Here is a 14917-nt window from a genome sequence, read left to right on the forward strand (position 1 = left end):
GAACAACAATGAAGAAACTTCTCGTCGTATTGGCCGCCGGCGCCATGGCGCTATCGGCATCGTCGGCCTGGGCGCAGGACGCCCTGACGCTGCAGCTGAAATGGGTCACCCAGGCCCAGTTCGCCGGCTATATCGTCGCCAAGGAAAAGGGCTTCTACACCGAGGAAAACCTCGACATCACCATCCTGCCCGGTGGCCCCAATGTCGCCCCCGAACAGGTGATCGCCGGTGGCGGCGCCGATATCATTGTCGACTGGATGGGCGGGGCCCTGGCGGCGCGCGAAAAGGGCGTGCCCCTGGTCAACATCGCCCAGCCCTTCAAGCGCTCGGGCCTGATGATGATCTGCCCCAAGGAAACCGGCATCACCAGCGAAGCCGATTTCAAGGGCCATACGCTGGGCGTGTGGTTCTTCGGCAACGAGTATCCGTTCTTTGCCTGGATGAACAAGCTCGGGCTCAGCACTGCCGCCGAAGGCGGCGACGTCAAGGTGCTGCAGCAGTCGTTCGACATCCAGCCGATGATCCAGAAGCAGGCCGACTGCATCTCGGTCATGACCTATAACGAATATGGCCAGGCGCTCGATGCCGGCTACGGCCCGGACAATCTGACCATCTTCAACTATACCGACCTGGGCAACGACCTGCTCGAGGATGGACTCTACGTCATGGAAGCTACCCTGGCCGATCCCGCCAAGGCCGATGCCTATACCCGCTTCGTGCGTGCCTCGATGAAGGGCTGGCAATATGCCCTGGACAATCCCGAGGAGGCCGCCCAGATCGTCGTCGACAGCGACGAGACCGGCGCCGCCACGCTGGAGCATCAGCTCTATATGGTGGGCGAAGTCAGCAAGCTGATCGACGCCGGCGATCCGGCGCTCGACGAGGCGGTCTATGACCGTACCGTCAAGGCCCTGCTCGACCAGAAGATCATCACTACCCAGCCCGAAGGCGGCTTCACCACCGCCATCACCGACGCACTTTAGTCGGCTCGACGGACATCAGTAAGCTGACCGACAGTCTCGAAGACGCCTCTGCATGAGGTTGTCGAATGCCTCCAATATAGCTTTAATGGGAGAAGTGAAGCACTTCCCTTCTCCCATTGACTTTAATTGCTGATTACATAGTGATGATGTGGAGTGAAAAGACTAATTCTTTTGGACGGAAACGGTTATGACAAAACTGGTAATGTTGTTTCTTGGGGCTCTGTTTTCCGTTAACTCGGCTTTTGCAGCAGATTGCTACGTGAACTCTTCGGAGCCAAAGGTAATCGTGATGTTCGATGGCGAGAATATATCCTCGGTAGACGGAAAAATATACGATGTATCCGAAGTTGCCAGCGACGGATTTGCTACATTCCGAGGAAAGGGCACTATATTAGTGTTCGATGCCGAAAATATTACCATCAATGGCGAAATATTTTCTTCCTCATGTACAGAAGACGATATCCGCGATTACAACGAGGCGGCGCCGATCCAGGGCACGATCACCTTTATCAATGAATTCTATGGGCACGGTGGTGGTGCCTATGCTTCCTCTATTATTTCAGCTTTATGCAATAAAAAAACCACCTGCTCGATGATTATTACTGATGAGCTTATGAATTATGACCCTTCAACGAGTTTAATGAACAATGTTCCCGGTTTGCTGCAAATCAGGTACCACTGTGGTAACCCACGTGCGTTCATCGACGCCATGGTACTGACCGGCGAGGAGATGCGCCTGAGCTGCCTTTGAACTGGATTTTGCTGTCCTGTTTCGGTGCTGCATCTTCCGCGGCGGCTCCCGGCGCATTTGCCGGATACCCATCGATTCTGTGCATATATTCCGGTCACTTCGGAACGATTCAGCCTCCTCACGGTTGTGTGACATCGCGTCAATTCAAGCGCAAATTGGAGAGGGCCTTGTCATGAGTTCAATTATCTATCTCGTCGGTCTCGTCGTGGTCGTGATGGCCGTCCTGTCGTTCATCGGTCTGCACTGATCGTCGCGGCACAGCCAACAACACTTATCCTTGGAGAGACTATCATGGCACTCGATGCCCCGGCAGGCGTAACCGTCGTTAGCGGCGCAGCTTCATCTGCGGACGAAAAATCCTATGTCGACTGGCCCGCGATCATTGCCGGGGTGCTGCTGGCCTCGGCCATTTCCCTGGTGCTGATCTCGTTTGGCTCCGCCATCGGGCTGAACTTCATCGACTTCGATGGTGAAGGTGCCTCCCCGATTTGGATCGGCATCGCCGCCGCTTCATGGTTCTTGTGGGTGCAGATTTCCAGCTTCATGGCGGGTGGCTACCTCACCGGCCGCATGCGCCGCCGCCATTTCGACGCTACCGAGCATGAAAGCGATGTTCGCGACGGGGCGCATGGCCTGCTGGTCTGGGCCGGAGCCGCCGTGCTTGGCGCGGTTATCGCCGTCAGCGGCATCGGTGCCGCAGCGAACGCCGTGGGCAATGTCGCCGCCACGGCAACGCAGGCGGCTTCCAACACCGCCGAGGTTGCGGTCGATCCGAACGCCTATTTCATCGACACCCTGTTTCGCGCCAACCAGCCTGCTGCCGCGACCGATCCGACGGCGGCGCGCGATGAGGCCGGGCGTATCTTTGCCCAGGCCGCCCTGGGCGACGGCACCATTGCCGCCGATGACAAGACCTACCTGGCCAATGTCGTTGCCGCCAATACGGGGCTGACGCCCGAAGAGGCCAGTGCCCGCGTCGATCAAGTCGCGGCCAGCGTCGAAGAAGCCCGCCAGACGGCGATCGAAGCGGCCCGCATTGCGCGCAATACCGGGATCCTCGCCGCCTTCCTGATCGCGGCATCGCTGTTGATTTCGGCGATCGGCGCCTATTGGGCGGCCCAGAAGGGCGGCAATCATCGCGACAGCAATACGGTTTTCGCCGACGTGTTCCGCCGGTTCTAACCATCACCCAATAAGGAGATCAACATGTTTCGCGGTATCGGACTTTGGTTGCTGGGCGTGCCGATCTGGCTGGTGCTCATCATCGTTTTCTTCATCCACCGGTGAAGCCAAAGGCGGGGCGCAATCCCCGCCTTTTGTCTGGCTCAGGGACAGCAGTCCACTGCTTTTTGGCAAGCACCGCACTGTCGACACCCACCGAGCAGTCCCCTCGCCCCTCCGGGGAGAGGGTTAGGGTGAGGGGTGGCATACTGGCGCATCGCGCTCATTACGGCATCGCAGCCCTCAACTGCCGCTCGCGCCGCGACATCTGCCCGAAGGGCGAGGCGACACAGGGCCAACCAGCCCTAGTTGAACACGCGACGCGGCTGGAACTGCCCGAACGCCACGTCGCCCGTCGCCAGCACCGTCCCGCCAAAGCTTGCCCAGCACTCGTCCAGGCTGACCGGCGCGCCGGCTCCCGTCAGCAATACCGCATTGCCGTGGCGGACTGCCGCCGCCTGGGCCGGATTGAGCCGCAATTGCGGCACCCCGGCCAAGCCATCCGCAACCGGCCGCAGCAGGGCGTCCCGCTCGGCGCCTGCCGCCGCTTCCAGCATGGCGATCGTGACCGCATCGGCATAGTTGAATGGGCCGACCGCGCCGCGATGCAGCATGCAGACATGTCCCCGGGTGCCCAATTGCTCGGCGATGTCGCGCGCCAGCGAGCGCACATAGGTGCCCTTGCCGCACGTCACCTCGAGCACCGATCGCTCCTCGCCATGGCTGACCAAGGCCATCGAATCCACCCGGATTTCCCGCTCCGCCAATGCCACCGCTTCGCCGGCTCGCGCTAGGTCATAGGCGCGCTCGCCATCGATCTTGAGCGCCGAATAGATCGGCGGCATTTGCATAATCGTGCCGGTAAACCGGGGCAGGACGGCCTCCAGTGCCGCCTGGCTGGGCCGCACTTCGGAGGTGGCGATCACCGCGCCTTCGGCATCGTCCGTTGCGGTCGCCGCGCCCCATTTGATAGCGAAACGATACAGCTTGCTGCCGTCCTGCACGTAGGGAACGGCCTTGGTGGCCTCGCCCAGGGCGATCGGCAGGATGCCGGTGGCCAGCGGATCGAGCGTGCCGGCATGCCCGGCCTTGGCGGCGCCCAGCAGCCAGCGCACCTTGCCCACGGCTTGGGTCGAGGTCATGTCATAGGGCTTGTCGAGCACGATCCAGCCGGAAATGGCGCGCTTGATGCGCTTGGGCGCGCTCACGCCGGATCGCCGTCCTCGTTGTCATCGGCCAGGTCGCGCTGCACCTTGTCCGAGCGCAGCAGTGCATCGATGCGGCCGGCTTCGGCGAAGGTGTCATCGACGAAGAACTTCACTTCGGGCGCAAATTTCAGGTTGATCTGCGGCGCCACGCGGCCGCGGATGAATTTGCGGTGCCGGTTCAGCGCCGCCACGATTTCCTCGGCATGATTGCCGCCCAGCGGCATCACATAGGCATTGGCCAGCTTGAGGTCGTTGCTCATGCGCACTTCGGGCACCGTCACGACGGCGCCGCGCAGCGCATCGTCCTCGATTTCGCCGCGCGCGAACATTGCCGCCAAGGCGTGGCGCACCAGTTCGCCGACACGCAGCATGCGCTGGGAGGGCCCGGAGGGCTTGTGGTCTTTGCTCATCGGCCCGCTTTATGCGCTGACGCGCCGCGCGTCAATCCAGCACGGCCAGTGCCGTCTGCGCCTGCAACTGGTTGGCGCGGGCCTGCACTATGTCGGTCGCGACGGGCCAGCTGGCGGGCACCTTGGGATCAAAGGCCGCGCCGCGCCATTGCTGGAACACCACGACAAAGCCGCCCGCATGCTTCTTGAAGCTCATCACCGCCACTTCGCCCAGCCCGGCATAGCCGCTCAGATCGTCGCGATAGGCGCCGCAGACGAAGCCCAGGGGGGGCAGGACATCGCCCTGGTCCGGCTCCAGCTGGAAAAACCCGGTTTGGGCCGGCTGGCAGGTTGCCGCATAATCGGCCATGGTGGCGGCGCGAAACTGGGGCAGCGGGCGGTCCGTCGCCAGGATGATGCGCGCGCCGTAAAGCGTGGTCCAGAGCGCCTCGGTTTCCCCCTTGGGCCGAATTTCCAGCAGCGCCTGGCGATCGTCGGTCTGGGTGCGGATGCCCACCTGGCCGTCGATCGGCCCGGAGGCATTTTCCAGCCAGTCCGGCATCGGCAGGTTGAGCCGGTAGCCCAGCCGGTCCAGTACCAGCCCGCCATCGGCTTCGCTCAGCGGCGGCTGGTCGCTCGGTTCCTGCGCCATGGTGCCAACCGGCAGCAGCAGCAGGACCGCCAGCAGGGCCGCGCGGGGGATCTTGGCATATCTCATCATCAGGCCGGCTCGCTCTGCAGGATTGCGCATGGCGCGGCGCACTGCCCCCGGCTCGCCGCAACGGCGTCAGAGTTAGGTGGCCCGCACCCCCTTTAGCAAGGGCCGAGACACGTTCCCATGGCGATGCGTTCCCCATTGGGTATTTGGCGCAACACTCAGCCGCGCCCCCCCCGTCCCGGCGCTTGCGCGCCTTCGGGCAGCACGCGATGGGGCGGCTGGTGCCCGTCCATGAAGGCGCGGATATTGACGATGACCGTCTCACCCATCTCGATGCGCGCCTCCAGCGTCGCCGAGGCCATATGGGCCGTGAGCACCACCCTGTTGGCTTCGGCAAGCGCCAGCAGCTTGGCGTTGATGCCGCGCTTGTTCTCGAACACGTCGAGCGCCGCCCCGCTCAAATGCCCGCTTTCGATCCGCTCGACCAGCGCGTTTTCGTCGATCAGTTCGGGCCGCGACACATTGACCACGAAGCTGCCCGGTTTCATCCGCGCCAACCGCTGCGCCGACAGGATATGAAAGGTTTCCCGCGTGTGAGGCGTGTGCAGCGACACGATATCCACCGCCGCGATCATGGCGTCCAGGTCGGGCCAATAGGTGGCGTCCAGCTTCTCCTCGACTGCCGGCGGCCGCCGGTTGCGGGAAAAATAATGAATGTTGAGCCCGAACGCCCTGGCGCGTTGCGCCACGGCGGTGCCGATCCGTCCCATGCCGACAATGCCCAGGGCCTTGCCGCGCAGCCGGTGGCCCAGCATCGAGGTCGGCGACCAGCCCGCCCAGACCCCGTCGCGCACCAGCAACTGGGTGCCCTCCACCAGCCGGCGGGGCAGAGCCAGCATCAGCACCATCGCCATGTCGGCGGTGTCTTCGGTCAGAACGCTGGGTGTATTGGTGACCGTCAGCCCGGCGGCCAGGGCCGCCTCGACATCGATATTGTCCACCCCGTTGCCGAACTGGGCGATCATGCGCACCGATGGCGGCAGCCGCGCGATCAAGGCGGCATCCACCGCATCGGTGATCGAGCAGACCAGCACGTCCTTGCCCGTGAGCCCCCCGATGATATCGTCGGCGGTCAGGGCAATATCGGCCTCGTTGACATCGGTTTCGAACAGGGTCGCCATGCGGGCCTCGATCGCCTCGGGCAGCCGCCTGGTCACAAGAATTTTAGGTTTCGTGGTGGTCATGCGGTCCGCAGGAAGGGAGGGGCTGCAGCGTCTGGCAAGGCGCTGTCCGGATCGATCGGGCGTGCTACAAGCGCGCGGGGGTATACGCCCTTTCAGCGACCATTAAGGTTCATTGGCTAGTGATAAGGCAAATCCAACCCATCTGCAAAGTCATGTTTGATACCGTCCGAGGCGACCATTTTGCCCGCATGCTCCGGCCCGCCCTGCGCGCACTGGTGGCGTTGATCACGCTGGCTGCCCTGGCCGTTCCCGGCCCCGCTTTCGCCCAGACCAACAATCCCAGCGGGCTCAAGCTGCCGCGCTTCGTCACCACCCGCTCGAGCCCGGTCAATGTGCGCGTCGGGCCCGGCGAAAAGTACGAGATCGCCTGGATTTTTCTCAAGGACCGGGTGCCGGTAGAAATCATCGCCGAGTTCGACACCTGGCGCAAAATCCGCGACGTCGATGGCGCCGAGGGCTGGGTGCACCAGAACCTGCTGCAGGGCCCGCGCGCCGGCTACGTCTCCCCGGTGCAGGCCAATGGCACCATCGCCTTGCGGGCCAGTGCCGCCGACGACAGTGCCGTGCGGGCCACGCTGGGAGCCGGGCTGCTGGTCACCATCCGGCAATGCGATGGCCTGTGGTGCGAAGTCACCGCCAGCCAGGAGGTCGCAGGCGAACGCCCGGCCAGCTATTCGGGCTTTTTGCATCAGGAAGAACTCTGGGGCGTCTATCCCGACGAGATCTTCGACTGAATCGCTACCCCGCCCGTGCAGCGGCAATGGTCGCGGCGACCGCCGCGCCATCGGTCACGGTTAGCTCGTATTCGCGCTCGATCGCGGTGCCGCCCATGCCCACATGGGGATTGCGGAAGGCCATGGCGCTCTTGTGGGTCGCCAGCGCCGCGAAATGCAGCTCGTCCGCCCCGCTGTCGCGCCGCACCTGCGCGATATTGCCGACGTCCAGCCCGCCGCATGCCATGACCACGATGCGTCCTGCCGCGGCGTCTGCCGTGGCGCGCAGGATATCGAGACCCTCGATCGCCGTGTCGCGCTGCCCGCTGGTCAGCACCCGGTCGACCCCGGCCCGCACCAGCGTTTCGATCGCCGCGGCAAAATCGCGGGTCATGTCGAATGCGCGGTGGCAGGTGACGCGCATCGGCCGTGCCGCATCCACCAGGGCTTTGGTGCGCCCCTCATCGATCTCGCCTGCCGCCGTGAGGCAGCCGATCACCACCCCGGCGACCCCCAGATCGCGCAGGGCCTCGATGTCCTCGAGCATGCTGGCAAATTCGAGCGGCGAATACAAAAAGTCGCCGCCGCGCGGCCGCACGATGACATGGAAGGGGATCGTCGCCACGCGCAGGGCCTCGCGCACCACGCCCAGGCTGGGCGTCAACCCGCCTTCGATCAGGCTGGCACACAGCTCGACCCGATCGGCGCCCGCCTGTTGCGCAGCCACCAGCCCATCCACGCCCTCGACGCAGATTTCAATTCGGAAGGGATGCTGGCTCATCGTTTCGGCTCCTTGGGACGGCGTCCGACTATGCCCTTATCGGCGCTCGCGGCAAGGGGGCACGCTGCATCGCCTCGGCATTGCTCCCATCCGGTATCGGCGGCAATGGGAACGTGTTGATCGGCAAACTCTTTGCCCTGGGCGATCTGGCGCGGGCCTCGATCGGCAGTGGTGGCAATAATCTGTTTACCGACCTGTCGGCGCTGGAGCTGCTCTCGGTCAGCGCCGGTCTCAGCGACGGCACCCATCAGGTGGCTCTGGGGCTCACGGCGGCCGTGCCAGGCCTCGTCGGCATCGATGTCAGCCTTGCCATCGGCGAGCCGCCCCAGGGCGGCACCTGGTTTGCCGTCGGCACCGATCACGCCGTGGTACGCACCGCCCAGATCAGGCTGCGCCTCATCGCCAATCTCGACCTCATGCTGCTGCTGCTGCCCATCCTGTCCGTCCGGCTGCCGCTCTATCTCGAGGTGGCGCATGCCGAAGCCATGCTGGTCTCGGCGTCCTGTCTCACCGGCGCCAATGTTTCGGGAGCGGCTACCATCGCCGCCCGGCCCGGCGTCGCCCGGCTGATCCTGGGCGAGGTCAATGCGGCAAGGTATGGCGATTTCAACACCAATCCGGCCATCGGCACCGCCACCATGGTCAATGTTCTGGGCATCAAGGTCACCGGTGTCGCCCATGCCGAGATCGCCCAGATCGCCCCCGCCATGCTCACGTTTTCTGCCGCCGAGATCGCCGCGGGCACCGTCAAGACCGCCAAGACCACCAGCTTTAGCGGCTCCCTCGTCGGCTCGTTGTTGGGCGATCTCAAGCTGACCGCCGCCGGCATTCCCATTGGCGTGATCGGTCCGGCGATCGAAGCGCTGCTCGCCCCGCTGACCCCCACATTGGATCTCACGATCTCGACCCTGCTCGAAACCCTGGGCCTGTCGCTGGGCGAAGCCGACGTGCAGGTTTACGGCGTGCGGTGCAGCCACGCGGTCCTTGTCGGCTGATCCCTCGTCATTGCGCCTCACACTACTACATAAGCCGCTTGACAGCATCCTATAGTGTGTTAGATAACTAGCACACTATATGAGCAACCCGCATGGACGACTTTCACACCGGTCAGCCGATCTTCGTGCAGATCCGGCAGCGGCTTATCGAAATGATCCTGCGCGGTGCGGCGGGGGAAGGCGAGGCCTTGCCTTCGGTGCGCCAGATCGCGGGCGAGCTTTCGGTCAATCCGCTGACGGTGACCAAGGCTTTCGAAGCCCTGCTCGATATCGGCGTCATCGAAAAACGCAGGGGCCTGGGCATGTTCGTCAAAACCGGCGCGCGGGGCGAACTGCTCGCCCATGAACGCGAGAAATTCCTGCGCGACGAGTGGCCACGCATCGCCGCCCAGATCGCCGCGCTGGAACTGGATGCCACCGCATTATTGGCCAAAACGCTTCCCGTGCAAGGACAGGGCAAATGACCGAGCTTTCCCACCCCAGTATCGAACCCATCGTTTCGGCCAAGGGCCTCAAGAAATCCTTCGGCCGCAAGGCGGTGCTGCACGGGCTGGATTTCGAAATTCCCCCCGGCCGCATCTATGGCGTCATCGGCCACAATGGCGCGGGCAAGACCACCATGCTCAATGCCATGCTGGGCCTGACCAATTGCGAAGGGACCATTCGCGTGCTGGGCGAGGACCCATTCGCGCGCCGCGCCCATCTGATGGAAAACGTCGCCTTCATTTCCGACGTAGCCAGCCTGCCGCGCTTCCTGCGGGTGCGCGAATTGTTCGCGCTCCTCTCCAATATCCATCCCAATTTTTCCCAGGCCAAGGCCCAGAGCTTTCTCGAGGGCACCGACATCAAGCCCGGCCTCAAGGTCAAGCATCTGAGCAAGGGCATGATGGCCCAGCTGCACTTGGCCGTGGTCATGGCGATCGATGCCAAGCTGCTGGTGCTCGACGAGCCGACGCTGGGCCTCGATATCACCTACCGCAAGCGCTTCTATCGCCGCCTGCTGGAAGACTACATGACCGAGGAGCGCACCCTGATCATCACTACCCACCAGGTTGACGAGATCGAGTTCATGCTGTCCGACATCATGTTCATCCGCGATGGTGCCCTGATCCTGCACATGCAGATGGAAACCGTGAACGACAAGTTCACCCAGCTGGTGGTGAACGATCCTGCCGACCAGGCCGCGGCGCGCGCCTTGGGTCCGGTCTATGAGGAAACCCGGTTCGGCCAGACCGTGATGATCTTCGATGGCGTGCCGCGCGGCCGGCTCGAACCCCTGGGCAAGCTGTCGACGCCCACCCTGTCCGACCTGTTCGTCGCCCTGATGCAGCGCCAGACGGCCAATCCGGAGAGCCGCATATGAAGGCCTTCATTGCCCTGGTTCACCGCGAACTGCTCGAGCATCGCGGCCCGTTTCTGGTCGCCCCGCTGGTGCTGGTAGTGCTGATGGTTGGCGCGACCCTGCTTTCTTTTGCCTTCGGGCGGGTCGATGCCCGCTTTTCCGGCGCCATCTTTGCCATAGTGCCCACGCGCATCTACGAGGTCGGCTTTCTCGCCTTTGCCATGGCCTGGTGCCTGTATCTGATCGGGTCGCTGTTTTTCTACTGCGCCGACGGCTTTGCTGCCGACCGGCGCAACAATGCCATGCTGTTCTGGAAGTCGATGCCGGTCTCCGATTTCAAGGTGCTGATGGCCAAGCTGACCGCCACGCTGACCCTGTTCCCCGGCCTGATCTTCGGCGTTGCCCTGCTCAGCGCCTTGCTGCTGTTCGCCATTGCCATCGTCACCTCGGCGATCAATGGCGGCGACGGCTTTGGCCTGCTCGGCAATGTCGCCTGGGTCTATGTCCAGATCGCGCTGAGCCTTCTGGTCACCCTGGTCGTGGGCCTGCTCTGGTATCTGCCCTTCATCGCCCAGGTGGGGGCGCTCGGCGTCGTTGCCGGACGCTGGGCCATTCCCCTCTCGGGCCTGTTGCCGCTACTGGTCGCCATCATTGAATGGGTCACGCTGGGCGGCCTCAGTCCGGTTCACACTTATACCTGGCGCTATCTGTCCGAGCGCGTCGATTTCAAGGTGACCCAGGGCTATATCGAACACTGGTTCACCACCGAGGCGCCGTTCAGCGCTGCGGCCTTCGCCACTGATCTGGTCGCGCGCGTCGACTGGCTCCAGATCGGCATCGGCGCCGGTTTTGCCCTCGCCGTCATTTATCTCGCCAGCGAGTACCGCCGCCGCGTCAACGACGCATGAGGTGAAACCTATTTGGCTGCATGCCGTTGTTGCAAATCATTCGCAATTAAGTCCTTGCGCGATGCGTTTCCCTCGCATATGCAAATGACTTGCAACAGCGAAATTGGATCAGGCATGGACGCGCGTATTCCCAAGACTTTTTCCGGCTGGAACCAGAGCCGTGGCGACGCATCGCTCGCCGATGTCCACCGGTCGGTCAAGGTCGGCGGCAATGTGTGGCGCCGTGCCTTGGCGTTTGTCGGTCCCGGCTATCTGGTCGCCGTGGGCTATATGGATCCCGGCAATTGGGCGACCTCGCTGGCGGGCGGCTCCAAGTTCGGCTATGCGCTGCTGACCGTGGCACTGGTCTCCAACATCATGGCCATCGTGCTGCAATCGCTGTGCGCGCGCCTCGCCATCGCCTCGGGCCGCGATCTCGCCCAGGCCTGCCGCGATGCCTTTCCCCGCCCGGTGGCCTATATGCTCTGGGCCCTGGCCGAAATCGCCATCATAGCCACCGACATCGCCGAGGTGATCGGCACCGCGATCGGGCTCAACCTGATCTTTGGCATTCCGCTCGAACTTGGCGTCCTGATCACCGCGCTCGACGTCTTTCTCATTCTCTACCTGCAAAAGCTCGGCTTCCGCTGGGTCGAGGCCCTGGTGGTCGCGCTCCTGGCGGTGATCGCCGCCTGCTTCGTGGTCCAGATCGCGCTGGCCGATCCCAATTGGGGCGATGTGATTCGCGGCTTCGCGCCGACCACCGAGATCGTCACCAATCCCGAAATGCTCTATCTCGCCTTGGGCATTCTGGGCGCCACCGTCATGCCACATAATCTTTACCTGCATTCGGGGATCGTGCAGACCCGCGACTATGGCGACAGCATTCCCGAGCGCAAGGAAGCGCTCAAGTTCGCCACCATCGACTCGACGGTCGCGCTGATGTTCGCGCTATGCGTCAATGCCTCCATCCTGATCCTGGCCGCCGCTACCTTCAACGTCGCCGGGCAAACCGAGGTGGCCGAACTGGGCGAAGTGCATAGCCTTCTGGCTCCCATGCTGGGCCTGGCCATCGCCCCCACCTTGTTCGGCGTGGCGCTACTCTGCTGCGGTATCAATTCGACCGTGACCGCGACCCTGGCCGGACAGATCGTCATGGAAGGGTTTCTCAATATCCAGCTAGCGCCCTGGCTGCGGCGCCTGATCACCCGCGCCATCGCCATCATTCCCGCCGCCGGCGTCACCATCTGGTTCGGCCAGTCCGGCACCGCTCAATTGCTGATCCTGACCCAGGTGGTGCTGAGCCTGCAATTGTCCTTCGCCGTGTTCCCGCTGGTAATGTTCACCGCCGACAAGGAGAAAATGGGCGCCCTCGTCGCCCCCAAATGGCTCATCGCTTTCGCCCTCCTGATCGCCGTCGTCATCGCCGCATTGAACGTCAAGCTGCTCTACGACTTCGTATTCTAGGGCGTCCGCTACCGCTTTCATCGTCCCGCTTCCCCTTGATGGCAGGGCCTTGGCGACATATCGCAGTCGACACCTCCCCCTTGAGGGGGAGAATCAAGGTGGGGGTGGACTGTCCCCGATATCGCGGCTCTCGCACCCCCAGTCTTTCCCGCTTGTCCCCGCCCATCGCCAAACCCCTAGAGTCTCCCCCAAAGGAGACCCCCATGGACGAAACATCGCGCCTTCGCCTGCCCTTGATCATGCCGCAGCAGGCGCAAAAGCACATCACCCACAACGAGGCGCTACAGGCCCTCGACGCCCTGGTGCAGCCGGTGGTCGAGACCCGAACCCTGGCCGTTCCGCCCGCCACGCCGGTGCTGGGCGAGGCCTATATCGTGGCGCCCGGGGCCACCGGGGACTGGTCCGGCCATGCCGACGAGATCGCCGCCTGGCAGGCCGGCGCCTGGCTGTTCTACGATCCCGCGCCCGGCTGGCAGGTCTATTGCAAAGCCGAGCAGGCCATAATGGTGTTTACCGGCGGCGCCTGGACGGCCCTGGCGGCCAATGGCGCCACCGGCATTCCCACCCTGGGCATCAATACCGGCGCCGATGCCACCAACAGGCTTGCCGTTGCGGCCGCAGCGAGCCTGTTCACCCATGCCGGCAATGGCCACCAGCTCAAGCTCAACAAGGCCGCGGCCGCCGATACGGCGAGCCTGCTCTACCAGGCCGGCTATTCCGGCCGCGCCGAAATGGGCCTGATGGGCGACAATCTCTGGCGCCTCAAGGTCAGCGCCAATGGCGCCACCTGGTTCAATGCGCTCAGCGTTGACAATACGACCGGCGGCGTCACCCTCGGCGCTCCCCTGCGGCCCGCCACCGACAATGCCGTGACCCTGGGCGCCAGCGGCGCGCGCTGGTCCGCGGTGTGGGCCGCCACCGGCACCATCCAGACCTCCGATGCCCGCCAGAAAACCGACATCGCCCCCACCGATCTCGGCCTCGATTTCATCCTGGCGCTCGAGCCCGTGCGCTACCGCTGGAGCGTCGGCGGCAACGCGGACGGCACCCCCCGTCCCGGCCGCCGCACCCATTATGGCCTCCTCGCCCAACAGGTCAAAACCGCCCTCGAGACTGCCGGCTGCGCCGATTTCGCCGGCCATGTCCAGGCCGATCCCGCCGACCCCGACAGCGAGCAAGGCCTGCGCTACGACGCCTTCATCGCCCCGCTGATTGCCGCGGTGCAAACGCTTTGCGCAAGGCTGGAGGCGTTGGAAGCCGCTTAGGTTTAACGCAAGCCCTTCACCTTTCCTCGCTGGGAAAGGTGAAGAGGTCTTTCGCGAACAGTGTCAAGAACACCCCCTCATCCGCCCTTCGGGCGCCTTCTCCCACGAGGGGAGAAGGGGACTGAGCCGAGAAATCACAGTCGTCACCCCTCGCCCCTTGTGGGACTTGGAGGCGGTGGCGAAGCCACAAGACGCTCCCGTGGAGCGGCTTGATCCGAACAAGGACAGCTTGCGACGCGTTCAGCGGAGCAAGCAGGGTGAGGGGGCTTCCCCCTAAATCTTCAGCCCCCGGATCAGCGCCTTGATCGCCTTGCGATAGCCTGGCAAGGCGTCGGCATCCGCCAGGGCGGCCCGGTCGAACATGGTGTTGAGCAGATGCGCCAGCGGCACTGCCGGCAGGTCGCGGATGGCCTTGGCCTTGATCGCCGCCTCCACCGCCGCGACCAGCTTGCGCAGGCCATGGCGCGCCTTGATCGCGTCCAGCGCCTCGCGGCCCAGCACCGCGGGGGCATCGACCAGGAGGATGCGGCGCCGCCCGTCATCCTGCATGGCGCTCAGGAAGGCATCGCCGCTTTCGATCAGGGTCTTGACCGGTCCGGGCTCGTCTTCGCCGGCGTGTGCCGCATTGACGGACATGGCCAAAAGCGCATGCTCCTCCTCAACGACCGCCGCGAACAGGGCTGCCTTGTCGGCGAAATGATGATAAAGCGCACCCCGCGTCATGCCGGCCGCCGCGACGATTTCCGGCGTCCCGGTGCCCGCATAACCCTTGTCGGCAAAGCATTGCCGAGCGGCCGCCAGCAAGGCCCGCACCGTATCGGCACGCCGTTGTTCCTGCGTCCGTTTTAAGCCCTGCTGCATGATTCAACTCGACCGCCAAAGATACCAACAGTCTGTATCTGATTACCCGGCTTTGGCAAGCTGGAATGTCGGGCGGATGGCGACGGGTCGGCTCAAACCCAGTGCGGGCCTGATACTGCCAACAGCCACCCTGGCAATGTCAGGGACTGTCT

General features: G+C 63.8%; 16 protein-coding genes. 10 read left to right on the plus strand and 6 right to left on the minus strand.

Annotated features, from left to right (window positions below):
• Nucleotides 1–8 precede the first annotated feature (8 nt).
• The 3 genes from ACFE8X_RS14935 to ACFE8X_RS14945 all read left to right on the plus strand — a co-directional run bounded on the left by ACFE8X_RS14935 (nt 9) and on the right by ACFE8X_RS14945 (nt 2916).
• The gene (locus ACFE8X_RS14935) at nt 9–983 is read left to right on the plus strand and encodes an ABC transporter substrate-binding protein (RefSeq protein WP_375452283.1); all 975 of its coding nucleotides are present in this window, start codon (nt 9–11) and stop codon (nt 981–983) included.
• 187 nt (nt 984–1170) lie between these two features.
• Entirely contained in the window at nt 1171–1734 is a 564-nt protein-coding gene (locus ACFE8X_RS14940) for a hypothetical protein (protein ID WP_375452284.1), read from the plus strand.
• Nucleotides 1735–2025: 291 nt separating this feature from the next.
• Nucleotides 2026–2916, plus strand: a complete 891-nt coding sequence (locus ACFE8X_RS14945; protein WP_375452285.1) for a hypothetical protein — start codon at nt 2026–2028, stop codon at nt 2914–2916.
• Between the two features lie 344 nt (nt 2917–3260).
• Here the strand turns inward: ACFE8X_RS14945 and truB are convergent, their stop codons facing one another.
• From truB to ACFE8X_RS14965, 4 genes are all read right to left on the minus strand, one after another.
• On the minus strand, nt 3261–4163 hold the full coding sequence (gene truB, locus ACFE8X_RS14950) for a tRNA pseudouridine(55) synthase TruB (protein WP_375452286.1): 903 nt from the start codon (nt 4161–4163) through the stop codon (nt 3261–3263).
• Entirely contained in the window at nt 4160–4573 is a 414-nt protein-coding gene (rbfA, locus tag ACFE8X_RS14955; protein WP_375452287.1) for a 30S ribosome-binding factor RbfA, read from the minus strand. Before rbfA ends, truB begins: the two co-directional genes overlap by 4 nt.
• Before the next feature lie 31 nt (nt 4574–4604).
• On the minus strand, nt 4605–5273 hold the full coding sequence (locus ACFE8X_RS14960) for a hypothetical protein (protein ID WP_375452288.1): 669 nt from the start codon (nt 5271–5273) through the stop codon (nt 4605–4607).
• Between the two features lie 155 nt (nt 5274–5428).
• Entirely contained in the window at nt 5429–6454 is a 1026-nt protein-coding gene (locus ACFE8X_RS14965) for a 2-hydroxyacid dehydrogenase (protein ID WP_375452289.1), read from the minus strand.
• Between the two features lie 152 nt (nt 6455–6606).
• Here ACFE8X_RS14965 and ACFE8X_RS14970 point away from each other — a divergent pair, with 152 nt between their 5' ends.
• On the plus strand, nt 6607–7188 hold the full coding sequence (locus ACFE8X_RS14970) for an SH3 domain-containing protein (protein WP_375452290.1): 582 nt from the start codon (nt 6607–6609) through the stop codon (nt 7186–7188).
• 4 nt (nt 7189–7192) lie between these two features.
• On the opposite strand, the gene ACFE8X_RS14975 is transcribed toward ACFE8X_RS14970, so the two are convergent.
• Nucleotides 7193–7948, minus strand: coding sequence for a copper homeostasis protein CutC (locus ACFE8X_RS14975; RefSeq protein ID WP_375452291.1), 756 nt, complete (start codon nt 7946–7948; stop codon nt 7193–7195).
• A gap of 116 nt (nt 7949–8064) precedes the next feature.
• Between ACFE8X_RS14975 and ACFE8X_RS14980 the strand changes: the two genes are divergently transcribed.
• The 6 genes from ACFE8X_RS14980 to ACFE8X_RS15005 all read left to right on the plus strand — a co-directional run bounded on the left by ACFE8X_RS14980 (nt 8065) and on the right by ACFE8X_RS15005 (nt 13904).
• Nucleotides 8065–8943: a hypothetical protein gene (locus ACFE8X_RS14980; RefSeq protein ID WP_375452292.1), complete on the plus strand. Its 879-nt coding sequence runs from the start codon at nt 8065–8067 to the stop codon at nt 8941–8943.
• 92 nt (nt 8944–9035) lie between these two features.
• Nucleotides 9036–9407 carry a GntR family transcriptional regulator gene (locus tag ACFE8X_RS14985; protein WP_375452293.1) on the plus strand — a complete coding sequence of 124 codons (372 nt, stop codon included), beginning with the start codon at nt 9036–9038 and terminating at the stop codon, nt 9405–9407.
• The gene (locus ACFE8X_RS14990; protein ID WP_375452294.1) at nt 9404–10306 is read left to right on the plus strand and encodes an ABC transporter ATP-binding protein; all 903 of its coding nucleotides are present in this window, start codon (nt 9404–9406) and stop codon (nt 10304–10306) included. Before ACFE8X_RS14985 ends, ACFE8X_RS14990 begins: the two co-directional genes overlap by 4 nt.
• Nucleotides 10303–11193, plus strand: a complete 891-nt coding sequence (locus ACFE8X_RS14995) for a hypothetical protein (RefSeq protein ID WP_375452295.1) — start codon at nt 10303–10305, stop codon at nt 11191–11193. Before ACFE8X_RS14990 ends, ACFE8X_RS14995 begins: the two co-directional genes overlap by 4 nt.
• A gap of 114 nt (nt 11194–11307) precedes the next feature.
• Complete coding sequence (locus tag ACFE8X_RS15000; protein ID WP_375452296.1) at nt 11308–12639, plus strand: Nramp family divalent metal transporter; 1332 nt, start codon at nt 11308–11310, stop codon at nt 12637–12639.
• Between the two features lie 203 nt (nt 12640–12842).
• Nucleotides 12843–13904, plus strand: coding sequence for a DUF2793 domain-containing protein (locus tag ACFE8X_RS15005; RefSeq protein WP_375452297.1), 1062 nt, complete (start codon nt 12843–12845; stop codon nt 13902–13904).
• Between the two features lie 273 nt (nt 13905–14177).
• On the opposite strand, the gene ACFE8X_RS15010 is transcribed toward ACFE8X_RS15005, so the two are convergent.
• A complete protein-coding gene (locus tag ACFE8X_RS15010; protein ID WP_375452298.1) occupies nt 14178–14765 on the minus strand; it encodes a TetR/AcrR family transcriptional regulator in 588 nt (195 codons plus the stop codon).
• Nucleotides 14766–14917 lie beyond the last annotated feature (152 nt).

The sequence above is a fragment of the uncultured Devosia sp. genome (assembly GCF_964244875.1).
Classification (GTDB): Bacteria; Pseudomonadota; Alphaproteobacteria; order Rhizobiales; family Devosiaceae; genus Devosia.

Bases quoted from the DNA above. Each gene is read 5' to 3' on its own strand.
- ACFE8X_RS14940 (WP_375452284.1), top strand. From the start codon at position 1,171: ATGACAAAACTGGTAATGTTGTTTCTTGGGGCTCTGTTTTCCGTTAAC.
- ACFE8X_RS14960 (WP_375452288.1), bottom strand. From the start codon at position 5,273: ATGATGAGATATGCCAAGATCCCCCGCGCGGCCCTGCTGGCGGTCCTG.
- ACFE8X_RS14935 (WP_375452283.1), top strand. From the start codon at position 9: ATGAAGAAACTTCTCGTCGTATTGGCCGCCGGCGCCATGGCGCTATCG.
- ACFE8X_RS14970 (WP_375452290.1), top strand. From the start codon at position 6,607: ATGTTTGATACCGTCCGAGGCGACCATTTTGCCCGCATGCTCCGGCCC.
- ACFE8X_RS15010 (WP_375452298.1), bottom strand. From the start codon at position 14,765: ATGCAGCAGGGCTTAAAACGGACGCAGGAACAACGGCGTGCCGATACG.
- ACFE8X_RS14990 (WP_375452294.1), top strand. From the start codon at position 9,404: ATGACCGAGCTTTCCCACCCCAGTATCGAACCCATCGTTTCGGCCAAG.
- ACFE8X_RS14995 (WP_375452295.1), top strand. From the start codon at position 10,303: ATGAAGGCCTTCATTGCCCTGGTTCACCGCGAACTGCTCGAGCATCGC.
- ACFE8X_RS15005 (WP_375452297.1), top strand. From the start codon at position 12,843: ATGGACGAAACATCGCGCCTTCGCCTGCCCTTGATCATGCCGCAGCAG.
- rbfA (WP_375452287.1), bottom strand. From the start codon at position 4,573: ATGAGCAAAGACCACAAGCCCTCCGGGCCCTCCCAGCGCATGCTGCGT.
- ACFE8X_RS14985 (WP_375452293.1), top strand. From the start codon at position 9,036: ATGGACGACTTTCACACCGGTCAGCCGATCTTCGTGCAGATCCGGCAG.
- ACFE8X_RS14975 (WP_375452291.1), bottom strand. From the start codon at position 7,948: ATGAGCCAGCATCCCTTCCGAATTGAAATCTGCGTCGAGGGCGTGGAT.
- ACFE8X_RS14965 (WP_375452289.1), bottom strand. From the start codon at position 6,454: ATGACCACCACGAAACCTAAAATTCTTGTGACCAGGCGGCTGCCCGAG.
- ACFE8X_RS15000 (WP_375452296.1), top strand. From the start codon at position 11,308: ATGGACGCGCGTATTCCCAAGACTTTTTCCGGCTGGAACCAGAGCCGT.
- ACFE8X_RS14945 (WP_375452285.1), top strand. From the start codon at position 2,026: ATGGCACTCGATGCCCCGGCAGGCGTAACCGTCGTTAGCGGCGCAGCT.